The 22,159-nt window shown below is 70.9% G+C and carries 17 protein-coding genes and 1 tRNA gene; 12 read left to right on the top strand and 6 right to left on the bottom strand.

Translation table 11 applies throughout. The features are described 5' to 3' along the window. Nucleotides 1-106: 106 nt before the first annotated feature. From sucC to ACIQBL_RS09655, 3 genes are all read left to right on the top strand, one after another. Nucleotides 107-1,237: an ADP-forming succinate--CoA ligase subunit beta gene (gene sucC, locus ACIQBL_RS09645; protein ID WP_401938776.1), complete on the top strand. Its 1,131-nt coding sequence runs from the start codon at nt 107-109 to the stop codon at nt 1,235-1,237. Nucleotides 1,238-1,248: 11 nt separating this feature from the next. Continuing rightward, nucleotides 1,249-2,166: a succinate--CoA ligase subunit alpha gene (gene sucD / locus ACIQBL_RS09650; protein WP_401938779.1), complete on the top strand. Its 918-nt coding sequence runs from the start codon at nt 1,249-1,251 to the stop codon at nt 2,164-2,166. Nucleotides 2,167-2,284: 118 nt separating this feature from the next. Continuing rightward, a complete protein-coding gene (locus ACIQBL_RS09655) occupies nt 2,285-3,859 on the top strand; it encodes an aldehyde dehydrogenase family protein (protein WP_401938782.1) in 1,575 nt (524 codons plus the stop codon). 152 nt (nt 3,860-4,011) lie between these two features. Here ACIQBL_RS09655 and ACIQBL_RS09660 read toward each other — a convergent pair whose 3' ends face one another. After that, entirely contained in the window at nt 4,012-4,968 is a 957-nt protein-coding gene (locus ACIQBL_RS09660; RefSeq protein ID WP_401938784.1) for an LLM class flavin-dependent oxidoreductase, read from the bottom strand. Nucleotides 4,969-5,040: 72 nt separating this feature from the next. Here ACIQBL_RS09660 and ACIQBL_RS09665 point away from each other — a divergent pair, with 72 nt between their 5' ends. Together ACIQBL_RS09665 and ACIQBL_RS09670 are read left to right on the top strand one after the other, a co-directional pair. Continuing rightward, nucleotides 5,041-5,484 carry a MarR family winged helix-turn-helix transcriptional regulator gene (locus ACIQBL_RS09665; RefSeq protein ID WP_401938787.1) on the top strand — a complete coding sequence of 148 codons (444 nt, stop codon included), beginning with the start codon at nt 5,041-5,043 and terminating at the stop codon, nt 5,482-5,484. A 184-nt stretch (nt 5,485-5,668) separates the two neighbouring features. Next, nucleotides 5,669-5,753, top strand: a tRNA-Leu gene (locus ACIQBL_RS09670). 252 nt (nt 5,754-6,005) lie between these two features. On the opposite strand, the gene ACIQBL_RS09675 is transcribed toward ACIQBL_RS09670, so the two are convergent. The 5 genes from ACIQBL_RS09675 to ACIQBL_RS09695 all read right to left on the bottom strand — a co-directional run bounded on the left by ACIQBL_RS09675 (nt 6,006) and on the right by ACIQBL_RS09695 (nt 11,562). Beyond that, the gene (locus ACIQBL_RS09675) at nt 6,006-7,706 is read right to left on the bottom strand and encodes a carbohydrate binding domain-containing protein (protein WP_401938789.1); all 1,701 of its coding nucleotides are present in this window, start codon (nt 7,704-7,706) and stop codon (nt 6,006-6,008) included. A gap of 128 nt (nt 7,707-7,834) precedes the next feature. Beyond that, nucleotides 7,835-8,086, bottom strand: a complete 252-nt coding sequence (locus ACIQBL_RS09680) for a Smr/MutS family protein (protein ID WP_401938791.1) — start codon at nt 8,084-8,086, stop codon at nt 7,835-7,837. Between the two features lie 55 nt (nt 8,087-8,141). Further along, nucleotides 8,142-9,191, bottom strand: coding sequence for a TolB-like translocation protein (locus tag ACIQBL_RS09685; protein ID WP_401938793.1), 1,050 nt, complete (start codon nt 9,189-9,191; stop codon nt 8,142-8,144). Beyond that, nucleotides 9,188-10,687 (bottom strand): MFS transporter, encoded by a 1,500-nt coding sequence (locus ACIQBL_RS09690; protein ID WP_401938795.1) that lies wholly within the window; start codon nt 10,685-10,687, stop codon nt 9,188-9,190. The genes ACIQBL_RS09685 and ACIQBL_RS09690 overlap by 4 nt, the downstream gene beginning before the upstream one ends. A gap of 26 nt (nt 10,688-10,713) precedes the next feature. After that, nucleotides 10,714-11,562 (bottom strand): glycosyltransferase, encoded by an 849-nt coding sequence (locus ACIQBL_RS09695; RefSeq protein ID WP_401938797.1) that lies wholly within the window; start codon nt 11,560-11,562, stop codon nt 10,714-10,716. 282 nt (nt 11,563-11,844) lie between these two features. Here ACIQBL_RS09695 and ACIQBL_RS09700 point away from each other — a divergent pair, with 282 nt between their 5' ends. From ACIQBL_RS09700 to ACIQBL_RS09730, 7 genes are all read left to right on the top strand, one after another. Then, entirely contained in the window at nt 11,845-13,284 is a 1,440-nt protein-coding gene (locus tag ACIQBL_RS09700; protein ID WP_401938799.1) for a sugar transferase, read from the top strand. Between the two features lie 44 nt (nt 13,285-13,328). Continuing rightward, nucleotides 13,329-14,384: a Gfo/Idh/MocA family protein gene (locus ACIQBL_RS09705; RefSeq protein ID WP_401938802.1), complete on the top strand. Its 1,056-nt coding sequence runs from the start codon at nt 13,329-13,331 to the stop codon at nt 14,382-14,384. Beyond that, nucleotides 14,381-15,388 carry an NAD-dependent epimerase/dehydratase family protein gene (locus ACIQBL_RS09710; protein ID WP_401938804.1) on the top strand — a complete coding sequence of 336 codons (1,008 nt, stop codon included), beginning with the start codon at nt 14,381-14,383 and terminating at the stop codon, nt 15,386-15,388. The genes ACIQBL_RS09705 and ACIQBL_RS09710 overlap by 4 nt, the downstream gene beginning before the upstream one ends. After that, nucleotides 15,385-16,524 (top strand): DegT/DnrJ/EryC1/StrS family aminotransferase, encoded by a 1,140-nt coding sequence (locus ACIQBL_RS09715; protein WP_401938806.1) that lies wholly within the window; start codon nt 15,385-15,387, stop codon nt 16,522-16,524. Before ACIQBL_RS09710 ends, ACIQBL_RS09715 begins: the two co-directional genes overlap by 4 nt. Continuing rightward, entirely contained in the window at nt 16,521-17,210 is a 690-nt protein-coding gene (locus ACIQBL_RS09720) for an acetyltransferase (protein ID WP_401938808.1), read from the top strand. Before ACIQBL_RS09715 ends, ACIQBL_RS09720 begins: the two co-directional genes overlap by 4 nt. Next, entirely contained in the window at nt 17,207-18,325 is a 1,119-nt protein-coding gene (locus ACIQBL_RS09725; RefSeq protein WP_401938810.1) for a DegT/DnrJ/EryC1/StrS family aminotransferase, read from the top strand. Before ACIQBL_RS09720 ends, ACIQBL_RS09725 begins: the two co-directional genes overlap by 4 nt. 69 nt (nt 18,326-18,394) lie before the next feature. Beyond that, nucleotides 18,395-21,997 (top strand): DUF4082 domain-containing protein, encoded by a 3,603-nt coding sequence (locus ACIQBL_RS09730; RefSeq protein WP_401938813.1) that lies wholly within the window; start codon nt 18,395-18,397, stop codon nt 21,995-21,997. Nucleotides 21,998-22,159 lie beyond the last annotated feature (162 nt).

The raw sequence follows: 22,159 nt of genomic DNA on the forward strand, positions 1-22,159 counted from the left end.
TTGCATACAGTCGACGAATACTGTATGAAGCTTGTTATCCCGCATCCGGTGGGTGGTGTCCAGGGGGCGTGCGGCACTTTTAAGTGGGAGCCGAGAGGGAGCCGAGATGGACCTGTACGAGCACCAGGCAAGGCAACTCTTCGAGGAACACGGCATCTCGGTGCCCCGGGCCGAGGTCACCACCTCGTCCAAGGAGGCACGCGGGATCGCCCGCAGGCTGGGCGGGCGGGTAGTGGTGAAAGCCCAGGTGAAGACCGGTGGGCGCGGCAAGGCGGGCGGGGTGAAGCTCGCCGCCGACCCGGCCGCCGCCGAACTCGCGGCACGGCAGATCCTCGGTATGGACATCAAGGGCCACCGGGTCGGCAAGGTGATGCTGGCCCAACCGGTCGACATCGAGAGCGAGTTCTACGTCTCCTACGTCCTCGACCGAGCGGCGGGCCGGTTCCTCGCGATCGCGTCCGCGGAGGGCGGCATGGAGATCGAGGCGGTCGCCGCCCGTCGACCGGATGCGGTCGCCCGTATGCACATCGACCCGGCCGAAGGAGTCACCTCGGTGAAGGCGGGCCGGATCGCCGAGGCGGCCGGGCTGCCGCCGCAGACCGTCGACGTCCTCGTACGACTGTGGGAGGTACTGGTCCGCGAGGACGCCGTCCTCGTCGAGGTGAACCCGCTCGTGCGGACGAAGGGGGGTCGGATCCTCGCCCTCGACGGCAAGGTGACCCTCGACGACAACGCCCGCTTCCGGCAGGCACGTTGGGGTGCCGAGGGTGCGGCGCACGAGGATCCGCTGGAGGCGGCAGCCGCTGCGAAGGGGCTCAACTACGTGAAGCTCGACGGAGAGGTCGGCATCATCGGCAACGGCGCGGGCCTGGTCATGTCGACGCTCGACGTGGTCGCCGGCTGCGGTGCCCGCCCCGCCAACTTCCTCGACATCGGCGGCGGGGCGTCGGCCGAGATCATGGCCGACGGGCTGTCCCTCATCCTCTCCGACCCGGCCGTGAAGTCGGTCTTCGTCAACGTCTTCGGCGGCATCACCGCGTGCGACGCGGTGGCCGACGGCATCGTGCGGGCCCTGGACACCGTCCAGTTGACCAAGCCGCTGGTCGTCCGGCTCGACGGCAACAACGCGGCTCGCGGCCGGGCCGTCCTCGACGCCCACGCCCATCCGCTGGTCCAGCAGGCCACCACCATGGTCGGCGCCGCCCGCCGCGCCGCCGACCTCGCCAACGCGCGCTGAGGAGCCGGGACATGGCGATCTACCTCACCAAGGAGAGCAGGGTCCTCGTCCAGGGCATGACCGGCGGCGAGGGCATGAAGCACACCCGCCGCATGCTCACCGCCGGCACGAACGTGGTCGGCGGCGTCAACCCGCGCAAGGCCGGCCGCACCGTCGACTTCGACGACCGTGCCGTCCCGGTCTTCGGGTCGGTGGCCGACGGTATACGGTCGACGGGAGCCGATGTCAGCGTCGTGTTCGTGCCGCCCGCCTTCGCCAGGGCGGCCGTGACCGAGGCCGCCGACGCGGGCATCGGCCTCGCCGTCGTCATCACCGAGGGCATCCCCGTCCACGACTCGGTCGCCTTCACGGCGTACGCCAGGGCGAAGGGCACCCGGATCATCGGCCCCAACTGCCCCGGCCTGATCACCCCCGGCCAGGCCAACGCGGGCATCATCCCCGCCGACATCACCAAGCCGGGCCGCATCGGTCTGGTGTCCAAGTCCGGCACACTCACCTACCAACTCATGTACGAGCTGCGGGACATCGGCTTCTCGACCTGTGTCGGCATCGGCGGGGACCCCGTCGTCGGCACGACCCACATCGACTGCCTCGCCGCGTTCCAGGACGATCCCGACACCGAACTCGTCGTCCTCATCGGGGAGATCGGCGGCGACGCGGAGGAACGCGCCGCCGCGTACATCCGCGACCACGTCACCAAGCCGGTCGTCGGCTACATCGCCGGCTTCACCGCACCCGAGGGCAGGACGATGGGCCACGCCGGGGCCATGGTGTCAGGCTCCTCCGGTACGGCGGCGGCGAAGAAGGAGGCGCTGGAGGCCGTAGGAGTCAAGGTCGGACGTACCCCGACGGAGACCGCCCGGCTGGTACTCGACCACTTGGGCCACGTGGACCTCCCGGAAGCGGCACGTGACGTCACTCATAGTTGATGTGCCGTGACTGTTGTGCTCCTTCGAGCGCAACTAGCGTCATCTGTACGACGGTTCGTGCGTAGGACCGTTCCTGCCTCACCCCGCCCCGACTGTGCACCGAGAGCGGAGCAGAAGCATGGCATCAACCCTCACGCCCGGTTCCACCCCCACGCCTCTCCCCCCGACCCTCAAGGCGGGCACGTCCTGGAGTGACGCCTGGCGGCGTTGTCTCGCCGTCGCGCCCGAGGCGTTCCAGGACGACCGTGTCCTCAACCTCTGGAACTCCGCCTGGCAGCGGGACGGCCGGGCCCTGCCCGCCGCCACCCCCGTCGACGGCAGCCCCATCGCGGGCCCGCCCCGCCTGGACCGGTCCACCGCCCACCAGGCCGTACGTGCCTCCCTGGACCAGCACCGCGCCTGGCGCCACGTCCCGCTCGACGAGCGGCGGGCCCGCGTCGCTGCCACGCTGGACGCCCTGACCGAGCACCGTGAACTCCTCGCGCTGCTGCTGGTCTGGGAGATCGGCAAGCCCTGGCGGCTCGCGCAGGCGGACGTGGACCGGTCCATCGACGGAGTGCGCTGGTACGTCGACGGCATCGAACCGATGCTCGCCGGCCGCACCCCGCTGGACGGTCCGGTGTCGAACATCGCGAGCTGGAACTACCCGATGAGCGTGCTCGTGCACGCCATGCTGGTCCAGGCGCTGGCCGGGAACGCGGTCATCGCCAAGACCCCCACCGACGGCGGCGTCGCCTGCCTCACCCTGGCCGCCGCGCTCGCCGCGCGCGAGGGGATTCCCGTCACCCTCGTCAGCGGCAGCGGCGGCGAGTTGTCGGAGGCGCTGGTGCGCGCGCCCGAGATCGGCTGCGTCTCCTTCGTCGGCGGTCGCGACACCGGGGCCGCGGTGGCCACGGCCGTCGCCGACCTCGGCAAACGACATGTGCTGGAACAGGAAGGACTCAACACCTGGGGCATCTGGAACCACACGGACTGGGACACGCTCACCGCGGTCATCCCCAAACTCTTCGACTACGGCAAGCAGCGCTGCACGGCGTATCCGCGCTTCGTCGTCCAGCGCGAGCTGTTCGACGAGTTCCTCACCGCCTACCTCCCGGCGGTCCGAACTCTCCGCGTCGGCCACCCCCTTGCGGTCCGGGACGCCCAAGACCCGTATCCGGAACTGGACTTCGGGCCGTTGATCAACGCGGCGAAGGCCAAGGAACTCCACGACCAGGTGGCCGAGGCGATCGACCGCGGCGCCGTACCGCTGCACCGCGGCAAGCTGTCCGAGGCCAACTTCCTTCCGGGCCAGGACACTTCGGCGTACGTCCGACCCGTCACGCTCCTCAACCCGCCCCCGTCGTCCCCGCTGCACCACGCGGAACCGTTCGGCCCGGTCGACACCATCGTCCTGGTCGACACGGAGGCGGAGCTGCTGGCCGCGATGAACGCGTCCAACGGCGCGCTCGTCGCCACCCTCTCCACCGACGACCGGGCGACCTACGACCGACTGGCCCCGCAGATCCGCGCGTTCAAGGTCGGCCACGGCACACCGCGCTCCCGCGGCGACCGCGACGAACTGTTCGGCGGCTTCGGCGCCTCCTGGCGCGGTGCCTTCGTCGGCGGCGAACTCCTCATCCGCGCGGTGACGCACGGGCCGGTGGGGGAGCGGCTGCCCGGCAACTTCCCGGAGTACCAGCTCATGCCGTGAGCGGTGGGCAAACGGCCGGCGCCGTGACCGGCGGGTGCGGGCTCACGCTGTGACCTGGGCCGGTGGGTACGGCTCCGCGTGGAGACTGGCGGGTACAGCCCTGGGTCGGGACCGGTGGGTACGGCCCCGGGTTGTCGCCGGCAGGCACCGGCTCACGCCGTGATCGGCGGCCGGGCGGCACTCGCGTCCACGGAGTGCCGCCCGGCGATGATCTCGTCGGCCAGCCATCGGGCCACGCCCTGCGGATAGGGGCGCGGCAGGCTCAGCACGATGTGGTTCATCCCGGCGCCGATGAGCCGACGGACCGTCTCCCGGGTCGTGGCCGGGTCGTCGTACGACACCAGGACCTGCACCGACCGCGTGATCGTGCCCGGGTCGCGGCCCAGTTCGGCGCAGTGCGCGTCCAGGACGCGGGCGCGTTCGGCGACGTGGTCGACGGACTGGTGCGGCGGCCCTGGAACGTTCCAGACGTCGGCGTGCTCGGCGACCAGTCGCAGCAGCCGGGTGCCCCAGCCGCCGATGAGCAGCGGGGGACCGGGCCGTTGTACGGGCTTGGGCTCGCAACGCGTGCCCCGGAGGCGGTAGTGGCGGCCCTCGAAGTCGAAGACGTCCCGGGTCCACATCCCCTTCAGGATCGCGACGGTCTCCGCGAGCCGTGCGAGGCCCTCGCCGGGTGGGACGAGCGAGAGGCCGTACGCCTCGTACTCGGCGATCGCCGGATTGGCGCCCTCGATGCCTCCGGCTCCCGGCGGCTGATGCGTGCCGCCGACCCCCAGCCCGAGGACGAGACGGCCGCCCGAGATCACGTCCACCGTGGACGCCATCTTGCCGAGTACGGCCGGCGGGCGGACGCGGTTGCTGGTGACGAGGAGTCCGAGACGGAGCCGCTCCGTCTGCGCGGCGAGCGCGCTGAGCAGGGTCCAGCCCTCGTGTATCTGCCCGTCCTTCGGCCCGGCGACCGGCAGCAGGTGGTCCCACAGCCAGGCGTCCGCGATCTCCGGCACTGCGTCGGCCTCCAGCCAGACCCGCCGGATGTCCTCGTACGGCACATGCATGGGGGTCGTCTTGATCCCGAAACGCACGGCGGTCGCTTCTGTCTTGTCCGTCATGGCCGTCAGCGTAGCCAATCATCAGCCGTGCTGACGATCAGGACGGGGATTCAGTCGGGATACAGTCGGTGAATGGCCAACGATCCATACCCCACCCCTCTGGAGTCCCGGCTCGGCTATCTCCTCAAGCACGCCCAGGCCCAACTGGCCAGGACGTCCGCCGAGGCGCTGGCGCCGTACGGAGTGGACGGTCATGAGCTGGCCGTACTGGTGGTGCTGTCGGCGGGTGAGCCGTTGTCGCAGGTCGAGGCCGCGGGACGGCTCGGGGTCGACCGCACCACGATGGTGTCGCTGATCGACGGCCTGGAGGATCACGGACTGGTGGAGCGGCGCCGCAGCCCGCAGGACCGCCGTAAGAACATCGTCGAACTGACAGCGGCGGGTCAGGACTGCCTCCGCCGGGCCGAGAACGCCCGCCGCGCGGCGGAGCGGCGGTTCCTCGCTCCGCTGGACGAGGACGCGGCGGTGTCGCTCTTCCGGGCGCTGCGGACCCTGGTGCTCGCGGAGCGGGAGTGAGGGGCGGAATCCGGCCGGTTTCCGTAGCGGACGGTTCACCGGTGGTGGCGGCTTCCCGCAGGTCGGGGGCCTTCCGCGAGCCGCCCTCGCAGGGGTGGATATGCAGGTGAAAGGCACTCCGAAAGCTTGGTATTGTTGTCCATGTCGCCGCGGGGAACACCCCGAATCAGGTGGCGGACACCTGGTCCGGGTGGCGGAATGGCAGACGCGCTAGCTTGAGGTGCTAGTGCCCTTTAACGGGCGTGGGGGTTCAAGTCCCCCCTCGGACACATACAGTGCGCATACCGGTGCCAGCCGTATTTCGGCTGGCACCTTCTGCGTTTCAGGAGCTTGGGCAAGCCGCTGTCCGAGCATGTCACAGCGAGGAAACAGACTCACGAGAGCGGGCTGAGATGCTGCGCCGCCGCTGACCCGTACCCCTCGTCCCGCGCGTTCGGCCATGACCACGGCCCGCCCCGGATCCGGTTCCCCCGGATCCCCGGGCGGGCATGGTCACGATGGGTGGCGATGGTGTTCGCGGCTCAGCCGAGGGTGAAGTCGTCGGCGGTGACGTCGGACTGGCCGTACCAGCCGTGGACGTAGACCGTGACCGTTCCGCTGCTGCCGGTGGTGAAGGCGACCGTGAGCTGGTTCCAGGTCGTGCTGGTCGACCAGGTGCTCGCGGAGGCGCCGCCGCTGACTCCGACGTAGGCGTACGGGCCCTGCACCCAGGCGGTCAGCGTGTAGCTCGTATGGGGGGACAGGGCGACGGTCTGGTCGCATTCGCCGGTGCTGCTCGCACTCGGGGTGACCTGGAGGCTGTGGCTTCCGCTGTGGACCGGGGTGGAGACCACCGCACTGCCGCCCGTGCAGGTCCAGGGGGTCAGGCCGCCGGTTTCGAAGCCCGCGTTGGTCAGTGAACCCCCGCCGCCTCCGCTCCCGCTCGTGGTGACCGTCAGTGTGTACGTCGCGCTGTGGCTGCCGGTCGCGGCGGTGCCGGTGACGGTGATCGGGTAGGTGCCCGCGGCCACGGACGAGCCGACCGTGGCCGTCAGTGTCGAACCGCCGCCGGATGTCACGGAGTTGGGGCTGAAGGAGACGCTCACGCCGGAGGGTGCGCCGGAGGAGGAGAGGGCGACGGACTCGGCGCTGCCGGAGGTGACCGCCGTGGCGACGGCCGCCGTCGCCGAACCGCCCTGGACCACCGACGCCGAGCCCGGTGACAGGGACAGGGAGAAGTCGGTGGTGGTGCCTCCGCCGCCGCCCGAGCTGCCCTCGTAGGGCACGAACGCGTCGGTGAACGCGAGGCTGTTCTGGCTGATCTCACTGCACGTGGGCAGCGAGTTGGCACTTCCGCCGCACGCCTGGTCGCGGGTGACGGCCCAGAACGCCAGCCGCCCGACACTGTTCTGCGCGGCGAAGGTCTCCACCGTCTGGGCGTCCGCCAGGGTGAAGGTGGAACCGTCGTCGTTCTTGCCGATCATCGGGGTGATGCCGAGGTTGGCGTAGGTGTAACCGGAGTCGACGGACTGCATCTGGGCCAGCGTGGCGTTCGCCGCGGAGACCGCGCCCTGGCCCATCTCGGTGCCGGTGCCCGCGTAGTAGTCCATGGCCATGATGTTGACCACGTCGATCTTGATGCCCGCGGTCTTGGCGGCCTTGAGGATGTTGACGCCGTCCCCCGTCAGACCGCTCGTCAGCACCGGGAGGGTCATGGAGAACTGGAGGCTCGGGTTGGACGCCTTGAGGTCCTTCATCGCCTGCATCTGGCGGGCCGCCGCCGCGGTGTCCGCGATGGCGGCACCCTCGATGTCGAAGTCGAGCCGGGTGACGCCGTAGTCGTTGATGATGGCCTGGTAGCCGGCGTCGATGCTGCTCTGGGTGGAGCACGTCCACGCGAGGGGTTCGCCGCTCGCTCCGCCGGAGGAGACGATGACGGAGGCGCCCTCGGACTTCGCCCTGGCGATCTCGGGGTCGGTGTAGGAGTCGTTGCCGATGGGGAGTGTGTCGCCCCAGATCTGGGTGCAGCCTTCGCCGAGGACGAAGGCGGCGGTGTACGCCTTCAGCCGGTGTCCGGTGATGGCGGTGTCGAGCAGTCCTTCCTGACTGTTCGACATGTCGACGTAGGGAGCCACGGAGTAGACGCTGCTTCCCGCGGCGCTGCTCGCGGGGGCCAGGTCGACGGTGACGCCGGTGGCCGCGAGCGCGAGGGCGGACACAGCCGCCCATTTTGCCAGGTGCATGACAGTACCCCTCTCGGGGATGCCCAACGGGGCGCGGAGTGGTGGGGGTGGACTGTGCGGGATATTGGTACATACCAAACCGCTGACGGAGGGCACCGTCAAGAGGACTAGACCAACTGTTTACGGAGTCAGCGCAGGTGGACCAGGATCCGGCCGGCGTTGGTCGGATCCGTCTCCACACGGGCGTAGAGCTTCTTGAGGTGCTTCTGCGCCAGCACGGCCAGCACGCGCTTCTTCAGCTGGCCCGTCCCCTTGCCCGGGATGATCTGGACGATGTCGACCCCGGTGGCGGCGGCCTTGAAGAGGGTCTGCCGCAGGGCCGTGTCGATGTCGCGGTCGCTGCGGAAGAACGGGTGCAGATCCAGGGTGATCAGGGCCATCGCCTCCGATGTGGTCGGTCGCCGGCCGGTGCCCGGCGCGGCGTAGGTGATCCTCCTACAGCGGCGCCGGTGAAGAGGCGTCCGCGATCAGCAGGCGTGGTGTGCCCGTGCCGTTCGCCGGGACGCTCCACAGGTCGGTGGTGCCGACCTTGCCGTTGGCGGGGAGGGCGTAGGCGACGGTGTCGTTGTCGAGCCAGGTGGCCTGGTCGTCGACGCTGTGGCGTTCGGCGAGGGGTGTCTCGCGCAGGGTTTTGAGGTCGAGGACGTACTCGTGCCAGAGGTCCGTGCGGGACAGGACCCGCTTCTTGAAGGCGACCCTCGTTCCGTCGGGGGAGAGGGAGGGGCATTCGACGTTCTGGATCAGGGTGGTGACCGACTGGCGGGAGAGGGAACCCCGGACCAGGTACGTCTTGCCGGCGGTGTTGAGGGTGGCGTAGAACGTGTCGTCGTCGGAGGCGAAGGTGACGCCCCAGAAGTTGATGTCCGAGGCGTGGTACGGCTTGCCGTCCAGGGTGATCGAGAACGTCTCCAGGCTGGGCGTCAGCTTCATGGTGCGGGTGTCCAGGACCGAGGTCCGGGTGGAGAAGAACGCGGACGAGTAGGACTCGCCGGAGACGAAGACGGTCCAGGCGACGAACCGGCCGCTCGGTGAGACCCGGGCCCGGCTGGGGGTCCCCGCGAGCGGGAAGGTGCGCAGGGTACGGAGGTCGGCGTCCAGGAGCAGCGCGCGGTTGCTCTGCCGCAGGACGCCGGGGGTGGACTGGAGGCAGACGCCGGTGCCGGCCGCCGCGTAGAACCGTACGCACTTCAGGTTCGAGGCGGTCCGTCCGCCCCCGGGGTCGGTGGACGGGACCGAGGCGATCGCGGTGCGGTGGGGGCCGGCCGCCGCGTTGACGAAGGTCAGGCGGCGTTTCTGGTCGAGTGTCAACGTGCCCGTGCTGACGGCGGGGTCGCCGGAGCGCGGCTTGTTCGCCCGGTCCGCGCGGGCTGCCGCGTGCAGGACCACGCCCGTTCCGAGGCCGGTGAGGAGCAGGACCGCCGTGACGAGGACGATCAGGCGGCGGCGGAGCGGTGGCATCTGGTTCCCTGGGGCTGTGGTGGTCATGATCGGGTTCCGGCGGTCGGTCGTAGCACCATGCCCGCGACGGACGCGCAGCACAACAGGCCGACCGCCGCGCCCGCGAGCGCGGGGCCGTCACCCCACACGGTCCAGGCGGCGCCGAAGGCCAGCGAGCAGCAGAACCGGGCCAGCGCCTGGGAGGTGCCGACGAGGGCGAGACCGCTGGCGCGCAGCTGCTCGGGCACGATGTCGGCGAGCGCGGCCGGGAGTACGCCGTCGGTGGCCGCGTAGAACATGCCGTGCAGGGCGAGGACGAGAGGGGGGAGTGCCGGGGTGGCCGGGGCCCAGAGGAGGAGGGCGTAGGCGGTGAGCAGGATCGCGTGCCCGGCGAGGAACACCGTGCGGCGGCCGATCCGGTCGGCCAGCGCGCCGACGGGCATCGCGAGCAGCAGGAACACCACGGCGGTGCCCAACGGCAGCAGCGTGAACCACTGTTCGCCGATGCCCGCGCGCCGTTGCAGGAGCAGATAGACGAAGGCGTCGCTGACGGTCGTGAGACCGAGCAGCGCGGCACAGCCGGCGAGCGCCCGCAGGCGCGGCAGCCGTAGCAGGGCGAGCGCTTCGCGCAGGTCGACGGGGCGCTTGCCGGGTTCTGGACTCGACTCGCCCGATGGCGCGTTGCGCTGTTCGCCGTGTGGCGTCGGCACGATGCGTGCGTCCACCGGGCGGCGGTCGTCCGCCGCGCCTGCTCCACCCCGCTGCCCGTCGCGCGGCGCGAGCGCTTCGGGCGTGCCGCCGGGGCGACCGCCGTCCGTCGCGGCCACGGGCGGCACGGCTCCGTCGCCGGGTTCGTCCTGACGGGTCTTCCGGCCGGCGCCCGCATCGTGTCCGTCAGCCCTTGCGTCCTGCTGCCTGCCGGGTACGAACAGCACCAGGACGAGCACGCCGAGCGCGGCGACGCACGCGCTCACGCCGAACACCGCGTCGTAGCCGTCGGTGGCCGCGCGGAGGATGAAGAAGGCGGCGAGCGGGCCGAGCATCGCGCCGGTGGTGTCCATGGCGCGGTGCACGCCGAAGGCGCGGCCCTGGTTCTCGGGCGCCGTGGACAGGGAGATCATCGCGTCGCGCGGGGCGGTGCGCAGGCCCTTGCCGGTGCGTTCCAGGGCGAGGACCGTGCCGAGGGTGCCGATGCTGCCGGCCAGCAGGAGCAGCGGTTTGCACAGGGCGGACAGGCCGTAGCCGAGGCCGGCTATCAGCTTGTGGTTGCGGACCCGGTCGGAGAGGTGGCCGCCGACGAGCTGGACCAGCGCGCTGACGCCGTTGTAGACGCCGTCGAGGGCGCCGAAGCCCAGCGGGCTGAAGCCGAGGGTGGTGACGAGGTAGAGCGGCAGGACGGCGGTGACCATCTCCGAGGAGATGTCGGTGATGAGGCTGACCGTGCCCAGCACGAACACGACCGGGGCGGCCCGGGATGCCGGGCCGCGTCTTCGGCGCTGTGCGGTGTCCGCTCCGGTCGGTGCGGAGCGGTCGGTGAGGTACATGATCGAGGACTCCAGGTGCGGTGCGGTCAGTTCTGCCGACTGCTCTCGTCCCGTAGCCAGGTGCCGAAGTCCTGTGCCCGGATCGTCTTTTCGGCCTTTCTTCGCGCGACGACGGCGGCCGTCACGAAGACGACGACCGCGAGGAACAGCCTCGGCTCCCGGCGGAGCACGGCCGTCAGGTCCGCCTTGCTCGTCCGTGCCGAGGCCTCCGCCGGATCCTTGTGCTCCTCGACCTGGGCGGTGGAGACGGCGGCCCGGATCCGGCGTTTGATCAAGTCCCGCCAGGTGCGCGGCGGATGGACCACCACGCCGGCCGCGCCGACGACACGTCGTTCCTCGGGGGCGAACGCCAGGGACGCGGCCAGGTCGTCCGCCATCAGCGGGGGCAGCGCGGCGATCCGGGCGTGGCCCGCCTCGGAGACCGCGATGACGCCCCGGCCGAACAGCCCCTCGCGTACGGCGGGCAGCCGCTGCCACACCTGGTAGTAGGCGCGCACCCGCCAGGCGCAGTCGGCCAGCGGGATCCGCCGTTCCGGGGCGGTGGCGAGGATGCCCGAGGTGGCGTCGTCCAGGGGCTCGGTCAGGGCCCGTACGTCGGCGCCCCCGATCACGACGTCGGCGTCCACGTACAGGCGCGGGAAGCCGCGCGCGTGGTCGTCGCCCGTCCGCAGAGCGGTGTGCTTGGAGGGGGTGGGGATCTCCACCACCCGGACCCGCGGGCCGCGTTCGGCCGCGATCCGCGCGGTGTCGTCCGTACAGCCGTTGCACACCACCACGATGTCCGGCTCGTCCCCGCGAGAATCGGCCAACAGCGAATCCAGGAGGCGGCCGATGACTCGCGCCTCGTTGTGGGCCGGTATCACAATGCTCGTCACCTGGTGCAGTATGCCGTCGGTGTCTCTATTGCGATGTGTGTTTCGTCCAAGTGTTCCCGTGCCTGCGGTCCGTGGTCTAGATTGAGGGCCGCCGCACCGGTTTGGGTGGGGAACTCGTTCCTGACCGCAGGTCAGGACACGAGGTCGTGCAACAGGTGCGAGACAGGCAGTGACCAACATGCAGGGCGCATGAGGTGGTTGGGGAACCGCTGAAGCTCCCTCGTTTTTCCTGTGCCGTTGTGTAGGAGAGCGCATCGGTAACCGCGCATGTGGTGGGGGGCCATGACCATTGAGGTCACGCATGAGCTGCTGGTTGTGGAACGCAGAACTCCGGAAGCTCGTCGAAGACGTTGGGAACACAAGTACCGGCTCGTCCTGCTGGTCGCGGACAGCTTCGCCGCTGTCGCCGCCGCGTTCGTGATCCACGCGGCCTACGGCCGCTGGACGGTGGCCCTGGTGCTGCCGCCGACATGGATCGCGGCCATGCTCGCCCACCGCACCTACGACCGCAGCGCCCTGGGCCTGGGCACCGAGGAGTACCGACGGGTGCTTCGCGGGGCCGTCGCACTGCCCGCGCTGGCCGTGGCCGCGTACTGGTTGTTCACCCACGATTCGGGCCTCCTTCATGACATGGTCATGGCCGCGATACCGGCCGTGGCGATCGCCCTTCCCGTCCGGTACGCGCTGCGCCGCAGGCTGCACCGGCGATGGGCGCGGGGCAGGGGCGGCAGCGCGACCCTCCTGGTCGGGCCGGCCCGCGGTGTCGCGGACCTGGTCGCCGTGCTGCGGCGCGGCGGAGCACAGGAACTGCACGCCGCCGGGGTGTGCCTGAGCGATCCGGAGAACGCCGCCGAGATACGCAAGCTGGGCCTCCCCGTCCTCGGCGGTGTCGGCAACATGAACGACGTCATCCAGGCCCTGGGCATCGGCACCGTGGTGGCGCTGCCCGCCCCCGAGTTCGACGCGGCCGTCCTGCGCCGGATGTCCTGGACGGCGGCCGTGCAGGGCGTCGACTTCCTGCTGGCCCCCGTGCTGACCGATGTCTCCGCCGCCCGCCTGGAGATACGCCCCACCAACGGGGTGCCCCTGGTGCGGGTGCAGGCGCCGAACCTCTCCCGGGCCTCCCGGCTCCCCAAAGAGGTCCTGGACCGCTCGCTCGCCGCGCTGCTCCTCGCGCTCCTCGCCCTGCCCCTGCTGCTGATCGCCCTGATCGTCCGGCTGGACAGCTCCGGGCCCGCGCTGTTCCGGCAGCAGCGGGCGGGCCGCTACGGCGACTACTTCACGATGCTGAAGTTCCGCACCATGCGGACGGACTCCGAGGACCTGCGGGCGGAGCTGGAGCACCTCAACCAGAACAGCGACGGACTGCTGTTCAAGGTGAAGCAGGACCCGCGCATCACCCGCGTCGGCTCCTTCCTGCGCCGCACCTCGCTCGACGAACTGCCGCAGCTGATCAATGTGATCGGCGGCCACATGTCGCTCGTCGGCCCCCGCCCCCCGCTGCCCGAGGAGGTGGAGGAGTACACGCCGGAGGTCAAGCGCCGGCTGCTGGTGAAGCCCGGCCTGACCGGGCTGTGGCAGGTCAGCGGACGCTCCGACCTGCCCTGGGACGAGGCGGTCCGGCTCGACCTCGGCTACGTGGACAACTGGTCGATGGGACTCGACCTGGAGATTCTGCTGCGCACCGGCTCCGCGGTGGTGCGCGGAACGGGGGCCTACTGATGGACAACGGGGGCCCGCTGATGGGCCAAGGGGAGAAGAACCACGTGACGCAGACCAGGGAGCCGTTGGGGGTCGCGGTCGTCGGGGCCGGCTACTGGGGACCCAACCTCGTCCGCAACTTCCAGGCCAGCGACCGGTTCCGGCTGCGCCGGCTGTGCGACCTCGACGTGGACCGCGCCCGGCGGGTCCTCGGCGGCTACTCGACGGTCGAGGCCACCGCGGACTACGCGGCCGTCCTCGCCGACCCGACCGTCGCCGCCGTCGCCGTGGCGACGCCCGCCGGAACCCACCTCGACATCGCGCTGGCCGCGCTGCGCGCCGGAAAGCACGTCCTCGTGGAGAAGCCCCTCGCGGCGACCTACGCCGACGGGATGCGGCTGGTGACCGAGGCGGAGGAGCGCGGTCTCACCCTGATGTGCGACCACACCTACTGCTACACGCCCGCGGTGGGCCGTATCCGGGAGCTGGTCCGCTCCGGCGAACTCGGCGAGATCCACTTCGTCGACTCGGTCCGCATCAACCTCGGGCTCGTCCAGAAGGACATCGACGTGATGTGGGACCTCGCCCCGCACGACCTGTCGATCCTGGACTTCATCCTCCCCGACCACGTCGAACCGGTCGCCGTCGCCGCCCACGGAGCCGATCCCATCGGCGCCGGACAGGCCTGCGTGGCTTATCTGACGCTCCAGCTCAACACGGGGGCCATCGCCCACGTGCACGTCAACTGGCTCTCCCCGACCAAGGTCCGCACGACCATGGTGGGCGGCGCCAAGCGCACCCTCGTCTGGGACGACCTCAACCCCCTCCAGCGCGTGGCGGTCTACGACCGCGGAGTGGACCTGGCCGCGCCCCAGGAGATCGGCGCGGACGAACGCCGGGACATGCTCGTCTCCTACCGCTCCGGGGACATGGTCGCGCCCGCCCTCGGTGAGAAGGAGGCGCTGCGCGGCATGGTCGACGAGTTCGCCGACGCGATCGGCGAGGGCCGCCCGCCGCTGACCGACGGCCGGGCGGGCCTGCGGGTGCTGGACATCCTGGAAGCGGCGTCGCGAAGTCTCGCGTTCAAGGGCGCGGTCGTCGGCCTGCGCGCCGGACGTTGACCCACCACATCATCGAGAGGGCACAGCAGTTGAGCAGCGTACGCGGCAAGAAGATCCTGGTCACCGGGGGAGCGGGCACCATCGGCTCCAACCTCGTCGACCTCCTGGCCGAGGGCGGCGCCCGCGAGATCGTCGTACTCGACAACTTCGTGCGCGGGCGGCGGGCCAACCTCGCCCAGGCCCTGCCCAGCGGTGTGGTGGAGGTCGTCGAGGGCGACATCCGGGACGCCGAGACCGTACGGAAGGCCACCGAGGGCGCCGACCTGGTGTTCCACCTCGCCGCGATCCGCATCACCCAGTGCGCGGAGGAACCCCGGCTCGCCAACGAGGTGTTGGTCGACGGCACCTTCAACGTCCTGGAGGCGGCCGTCGAGGCCGGAGTGGGCAAGGTGATCGCCTCCTCCTCGGCCTCCGTCTACGGCATGGCCGAGACCTTCCCGACGACCGAACGCCACCACGCGTACAACAACGACACGTTCTACGGCGCGGCCAAGGCCTTCAACGAGGGCATGCTGCGCAGCTTCCACGCCATGTACGGACTGGACTACGTGGCGCTGCGCTACTTCAACGTCTACGGCCCCCGTATGGACATCCACGGCCTCTACACCGAGGTGCTCATCCGCTGGATGGAGCGCATCGAGGCGGGCGAGCCGCCGCTGATCCTCGGCGACGGCACCCAGACCATGGACTTCGTCGACGTCCGCGACATCGCCAGGGCCAACCTCCTGGCCGCCGAGTCGGATCTCACCGACGAGGTCTTCAACATCGCCTGCGGTACGGAGACTTCGCTGCGCGACCTCGCCGACGGCCTGCTGGAGGCGATGGGCGCCACCGGCCTGGAGCCGGAGCACGGACCCGCCCGCGCGGTGAACGGGGTGACCCGGCGGCTCGCCGACACCTCGCGGGCCGCCGACCGGCTCGGCTTCACGGCACGGATCGACCTGCGCACGGGCCTCAAGGACCTGGTGGAGTGGTGGCGCGCGGAGCGGGAGGCGGCCAAGTGAGCACCGACCGCATCCCGGTGATGATCCCCTGGCTCGGCGAGGACGAGGCGAAGGCCGCCTCCGACGCCGTGCTGTCCGGGTGGGTCGCCCAAGGTCCCCGCGTCGCCGCCTTCGAGAAGGCCTTCGCCGAGCGGGTCGGCGCCGAGCACGGCATCGCCGTCAGCTCCTGCACCACCGCCCTGCACCTGTCGCTCGTGGCGCTCGGCCTCGGCCCCGGCGACGAGGTCGTCGTCCCCTCGCTGTCGTTCATCGCCACCGCCAACGCCGTGCGCTACGTCGGGGCCGAGCCCGTGTTCGCCGACGTCGACCCCGACACCGGCAACCTGACGACGGCCACCGTGGACGCCGTCCGAACTCCCCGCACCAGGGCGGTACTCGCCGTCCACCAGGGTGGCGTACCGGCCGATGTGCACGCGCTGCGCGCCGCCTGCGCCGACTGGGACCTGCCCCTCGTCGAGGACGCGGCCTGCGCCATCGGCTCGACCGTCGGCGGCAAGCCGGTGGGACACGGCGCGCTGATCGCCGCCTGGTCCTTCCACCCGCGCAAGGTCGTCACCACCGGCGAGGGCGGCATGATCACCACCGACGACGCCGAGTGGGCGACCCGCCTGCGACGGCTGCGCGAGCACGGGATGAGCGCCTCGGCCGCCGAGCGCCACGCGAGCAACAAGCCCGTGCTGGAGCAGTACGTGGAGGTCGGCTACAACTACCGGATGACGGACGTCCAGGCCGCGATCGGCCTCGTCCAGCTCGGCAAGCTCGACGCGATGATCGCCCGCCGCCGCGAACTGGCCGCCCGCTACGCCGCGTTGCTGCGCGACGTCCCCGGCCTCACCCCCGTCACCGATCCCGCGCACGGGCAGAGCAACTACCAGTCCTACTGGGTGCAGTTGGCCGAGGACTTCCCCGTCGGCCGGGACGACCTCCTCGCCGCGCTCGCCGACGCAGGCGTCTCCGCCCGGCGCGGCATCATGGCCTCGCACCTCGAACCCGCCTACGCGGACCACCCCGCCGTACCGCTGCCGGTCACCGAGCGGATCAGCCGCGACTCGCTGATCCTGCCGCTGTTCCACACCATGACCGAGGCCCAGCAGGACCGGGTCGTCGCGGCCCTGACCGAACAGGCCCGAAGATGAACGGACTTGTCATCGTCGGCGCGGGCGGATTCGCGCGGGAAACGGCTCAGGCCGTGGCGGACGCGGGGGAGTTCAAGCTGCTCGGGCACCTCGACGACAACCCCGCCCTGCACGGCACCGAGGTGGACGGCGTCCCCGTCCTCGGCGGCTGCGACCTGGTCCACGAGCTGCCCGACGCCCGGGTGGTGGTCTGCGTGGGCAACCCCGGGGACTACGCGGCCCGCGCCCGGCTGGTCCGCAGGCTCGCCCTGACCCAGGACCGCTACGCCACCGTGGTCCACCCGACGGCGTCGGTGTCCAGGTCGTCGACGGTCGGCCCCGGTTCGGTCCTGCTCGCGCACTGCGTCCTGACCGCCGCCGTCCGTGTCGGCGCGCATGTCGCGGTGATGCCGCACGTCGTCCTCACCCACGACGACGTGGTCGAGGAGTACGCCACCCTCGCGTCCGGGGTCCGCCTGGGGGGCGGGGCACGGCTGGAGCGGGGCGCCTACGCGGGATCCGGTGCCCTCATCAGGGAGGGCACGACGGTCGGCGCCTGGTCGCTGATCGGGATGGGGAGCACCGTGCTCGGCGACGTACCGCCGGGCGAGGTCTGGGCGGGGAGCCCGGCCCGCAGACTGCGCGCGGCGCCCGCGCCCGCGCTGGACGAACTGTCGACACAGCAACTGGGGGGACCAGTCGCATGAACCACATACCGCTGGTGGATCTGAAGGCGGCCCACGCCGAGGTCGCCGACGACGTACGCGAGGGATTCGAGCGGGTGTTGGCGAACACCGCGTTCATCGGCGGCGACGAGGTGGGCGCCTTCGAGCGCGAGTACGCCGACTTCGGCGCTGTCGCGCACTGCGTGGGCGTCGCCAACGGCACCGACGCCGTCGAACTCGCCCTGCGCGCAAGCGGGGTGGGCCCCGGCGACGAAGTCGTGATCCCCGCCAACACCTTCATCGCCACCGTCGGCGCCGTGGCCCGGATCGGCGCGCGGCCCGTCCTGGCGGACTGCCTGCCCGACACGTATCTCCTCGACCCGCAGGCCGCCGTGGACGCGGTCGGCCCGGCCACCCGCGCGGTCGTGCCGGTGCACCTGTACGGGCAGATGGCCGACGTGACGGGACTCGCGGCCCAACTCCCCGACCACGTAAGGGTCGTGGAGGACGCCGCGCAGTGCCAGGGCGCGACCGGCGACGGCCGCACCCCGGGCAGCGCCGGGATCGCGGCCACCAGCTTCTACCCGGGCAAGAACCTCGGCGCCTACGGCGACGCGGGCGCGGTGCTCACCGACGACGAGGAACGCGCGGGCCTGGTAAGGGCGATCGCCAACCACGGCGGAGTCGCCAAGTACCGCCACGACGTCCCCGGGTTCAACAGCCGCCTGGACGGACTCCAGGCCGTCGTCCTGCGCGCGAAGCTGGCCCGGCTCGCGGACGGCAACGCGGCCCGGCGAGCTGCCGCGGCCCGCTACGACGCGCTCCTCGCCGAACTCGCCGACGCCGGACGGGTCGTGCTCCCCGTGACGGCGCCCGGCAACCTCCACGTGTGGCACCTGTACGTCGTGCGGGTCGCCGGCGCGGACCGCGACGCCGTCGTCGGCAAGCTCAACGCCGAGGGCATCGGCGCCGGGGTGCACTACCCGGCCCCGGTCCATCTCACCGAGGCGTACCGGCATCTCGGCCACGCCCGCGGCGACTTCCCGCACGCCGAGCAGACGGCGGACCGGATCCTGTCGCTTCCGCTGTACCCGCAGATCACCCCTGACCAGCAGCAACGAGTCGTGGACACGCTCGCCCACGCGCTTCGCGGCTGACCGGTCCCCGCTCACGCACCAATCCCGACTTCACGGGTCGCTCCTGCACAGCACCGCTGAGAGGTACACATGAACAGATGGAGCAGACGGCTCCGGGGCAGCCGCCTAGCCCTCGTAGCAGCACTCATACTGGCCGTGCTCCCGCTCGCCGGGTCCGCCCAGGCGGCGTCCGACCCGTGCGGTTCGGGCTCGAACCCGATCGTCTGCGAGAACTCCAAGACGGGCAGCCCGATGTCCGACTGGTTCTCGCCGAACGCCTACGGCGACATCAAGGGCTTCTCCACCAAGGAGAGCGTCCAGGCCGGTGACACCGTCCAGTTCAAGGTCCAGTCGAAGTCCGCGTACAACGTCCAGATCTACCGGCTGGGCTGGTACGGCGGCGACGGCGCGCGCCAGATGTCGACCGCGGCCCAGGCGGCCGTGACGTATCCGGCCAACTTCACCACCGCGCCCGCGAGTTGCACCACCAAGAGCAGCACCGGCCTGGTCGACTGCGGCAACTGGCCCGTGACCGCGACCTGGACCGTGCCCAGCGACGCCGTGTCCGGCCTGTACATCGCGAACCTCACCCAGACCAACGGCGACGGCCTGATGCCGTACCCGTTCGTCGTCCGCAACGACTCCAGCACCTCCGACGTCGTCGTGCAGACCAGCGACCAGACCTGGCAGGCCTACAACGACTACGGCGGCCAGGACCTGTACGGCGGCACCGGCCCCGCGCCGGACGGCCGCGCCTACGAGGTCAGCTACAACCGGCCGCTGGACATCGGCGGCGACAACGGCATCTACGGCTCCGAGTACATGATGCTGTCCTGGCTGGAACGCAACGGCTACGACGTCAGCTATCTGTCCGGCGTGGACGTGTCGTCCAGCAGCGGCGCCACCCTGCTGGAGAAGCACAAGATGTACATGTCGTCCGGCCACGACGAGTACTGGACGCAGAGCCAGTACTCCAACGTCCTGGCGGCGCGGAAGGCCGGCGTGCAGCAGGGCTTCTTCAGCGGCAACGAGGTCTTCTGGAAGACGCGGCTCGCCCCCAGCATCGACGGCACGAGCACGGCCGACCGCACCCTGGTCTGCTACAAGATGACCAAGATGGCGTTCAACAACGGCATCGCCGACCCCAGCGGCGTCTGGACCGGCACCTGGATGGACCCGACCAGCACCAACTACGGCCAGACCTACCAGCCGCCGAACATCCTCACCGGCTCGATGTTCCAGGCGAACGGCTACCGCAACGACGCGATCACCGTCCCCGGCGCGTACGGCAAGAACCGGATCTGGCGCAACACCTCCATCGCGAGCCTCACGTCGAGCCAGACCGCGACCTTCCCGACCGGCACGCTCGGTTACGAGTGGGACAGCGACCTCGACAACAGCACCAGACCCGCCGGTGAGATCGACGTCTCGTCCACGACCGTGGACATCACCGACGGCACCTACCGGCTGGACTGGGGCAACCTCTACGGCAACGGCACGGCGACGCACAATCTCGTCGAGTTCCGCGACCAGACCTCCGGGGCCCTGGTGTTCGGCTCCGGGACCGTGCAGTGGTCGTGGGGCCTGACCAACGTGCCCACCTACAACCCCGACGACACGGTGGTCACCGCGGACTCCCGGATGCAGCAGGCGACGGTGAACGTCCTCGCCGACATGGGCGTCCAGCCGAAGAGCCTGCAGAGCAACCTCGTCGCCGCCACCGCCTCCACCGACACCACCGGCCCGGCGATCACCGTGACCAGCCCGGCCTCCGGGGCCACCGTCCCGGCGCTGAAGCCGGTCACCATCACCGGTACCGCCACCGACTCCGGCGGAGTGGTGGCCCGCGTGGAGGTGTCCACCGACGGCGGATCGACCTGGGAGGCCGCCAAGGGCCTCGCGTCCTGGAGCTACAGCTGGACGCCCACGACCCCGGGCTCCGCGTCCGTCAAGGTGCGCGCGGTCGACGACAGCGTCAACATCGGCGCCGTCACCACCATCCCGCTGACCGTCGGCCCCCAGGCCTGCCCGTGCACCATCTGGCCGGCCTCGGCCGTGCCCGGCACCGTCAACGCCGGCGACGGCGGTTCGGTGGAGCTCGGCGTCAAGTTCCGTACCACCGTGGCCGGTTCGGTCACCGGCGTCCGCTTCTACAAGTCGCCCGTCAACACCGGCACCCACGTCGGCAGCCTGTGGACCGCCTCCGGCACCCGCCTGGCCACCGGCACCTTCACCGGCGAGACGGCCTCCGGCTGGCAGCAGCTGAACTTCGCCACCCCGGTCACCGTCAAGGCCAACACCACCTATGTCGCCTCGTACTTCGCCCCCAACGGCGGATACTCCTACGATCCCACCTTCGCGAGCGGTGACGCCGGCCTGGCGCCGCTGACGGCCCTGAAGACCGGCACCGACGGCGGCAACGGCGTCTACCACTACGGCTCGACGAGTTCCTTCCCGTCCTCGGCGGCCTCCGGCAGCAACTACTGGGTCGACGTGGTGCTGGACACCTCGACGGCCAGCACGACCCCGCCGACCGTCTCCTCGACCTCCCCGACCTCCGGGGCGACCGACGCGTCGATCACGTCACCGGTGTCGGCCACCTTCAGCTCGGCCCTCGACACCGACAGCGTGACCTTCACCGTGAAGGACCCGAACGGCAACACCGTGCCGGGCGCGGTCACCTTCCCCGCCTCGAACAAGGCGACCTTCACCCCGTCGACGGAACTGGAGCTGCACACCGCGTACACCGCGTCCGTCCAGGCCTCCGACGTGTGGGGCAACGCCATGACGGACCCGGTGACCTGGTCCTTCACCACCAGCTCCACGCCACCGGCGGTCACCTGCCCCTGCTCGCTGTGGAGTTCCTCCGCGGTACCGGCCACCACCGACATGACCGCCGACCCCAACTCCGTGGAGCTGGGCACCCGGTTCACCTCCTCGGCGGCCGGCTGGGTCACCGGTGTCACCTTCTACAAGGGCACCGGCAACACGGGCACCCACACCGGCAGCCTGTGGACCGACGACGGCACCCTGCTCGCCGGCGGCACCTTCACCAACGAGACGGCCTCCGGCTGGCAGACGCTGACCTTCGCCACCCCGGTGGCGATCACCGCCGACACCTCGTACGTCGTCTCCTACCACGCGCCGAACGGCAACTACGCGGTGGACGGCGGCTACTTCGCGGCGGCCCACAAGTCCTATCCGCTGACGGCCACGGCCGACACCACCACGCACCACAACGGGCTCTACAAGTACGGCACCGACTCGGCCTTCCCCAACGGTTCCTACGGATCCGCGAACTACTGGGTCGGCCCCGTCTTCACCGCCGACGACCCGAGCGCGTCCCTGGCGGCGTCGGTCGCCGCCTCGGAGGTGACCGCGTCCTCGGTGGCGCACACCGCCGACGCGGCGAGCCCCCTCGTCCTGGCCGTGCCGGCCAAGGCGGCGGTGTCGTCCGTCAGGGCGACCGTGACCGTCCTGAAGGGTTCCCAGACGGCCAGGAAGCTCCACATCACGGCCCTCGTCTCCTACGACCGGGCGACCCACAAGGTGTCCGTCCATCTGTCCGCCCCACTGCCGGACGGCACCCGGTTCAGGATCACGGTCACGGCCAAGGACAAGCACCGCACCACGGTGGCGTCCCGCAGCTGGACCCTGACCGGCAAGACCGTCTTCAAGAAGAAAAAGAACTGACCAGGTAAGCGAACCACCCCGTCCCCACACACCGTCGGGGGGGGGGGGGGGGGGCGGGGGGGGGCCCCCCCCCCCGGGGGGGGGGCCCCCCCCCCCGGCCCCCGGCGGGTTTTAAGGGCAGCCTCAAAAAACGGCCCGTAAAACCCCCCACGCGGGGGGGGC

The sequence above is a fragment of the Streptomyces sp. NPDC088350 genome, assembly GCF_044753545.1.
Taxonomy (GTDB): domain Bacteria; phylum Actinomycetota; class Actinomycetes; order Streptomycetales; family Streptomycetaceae; genus Streptomyces.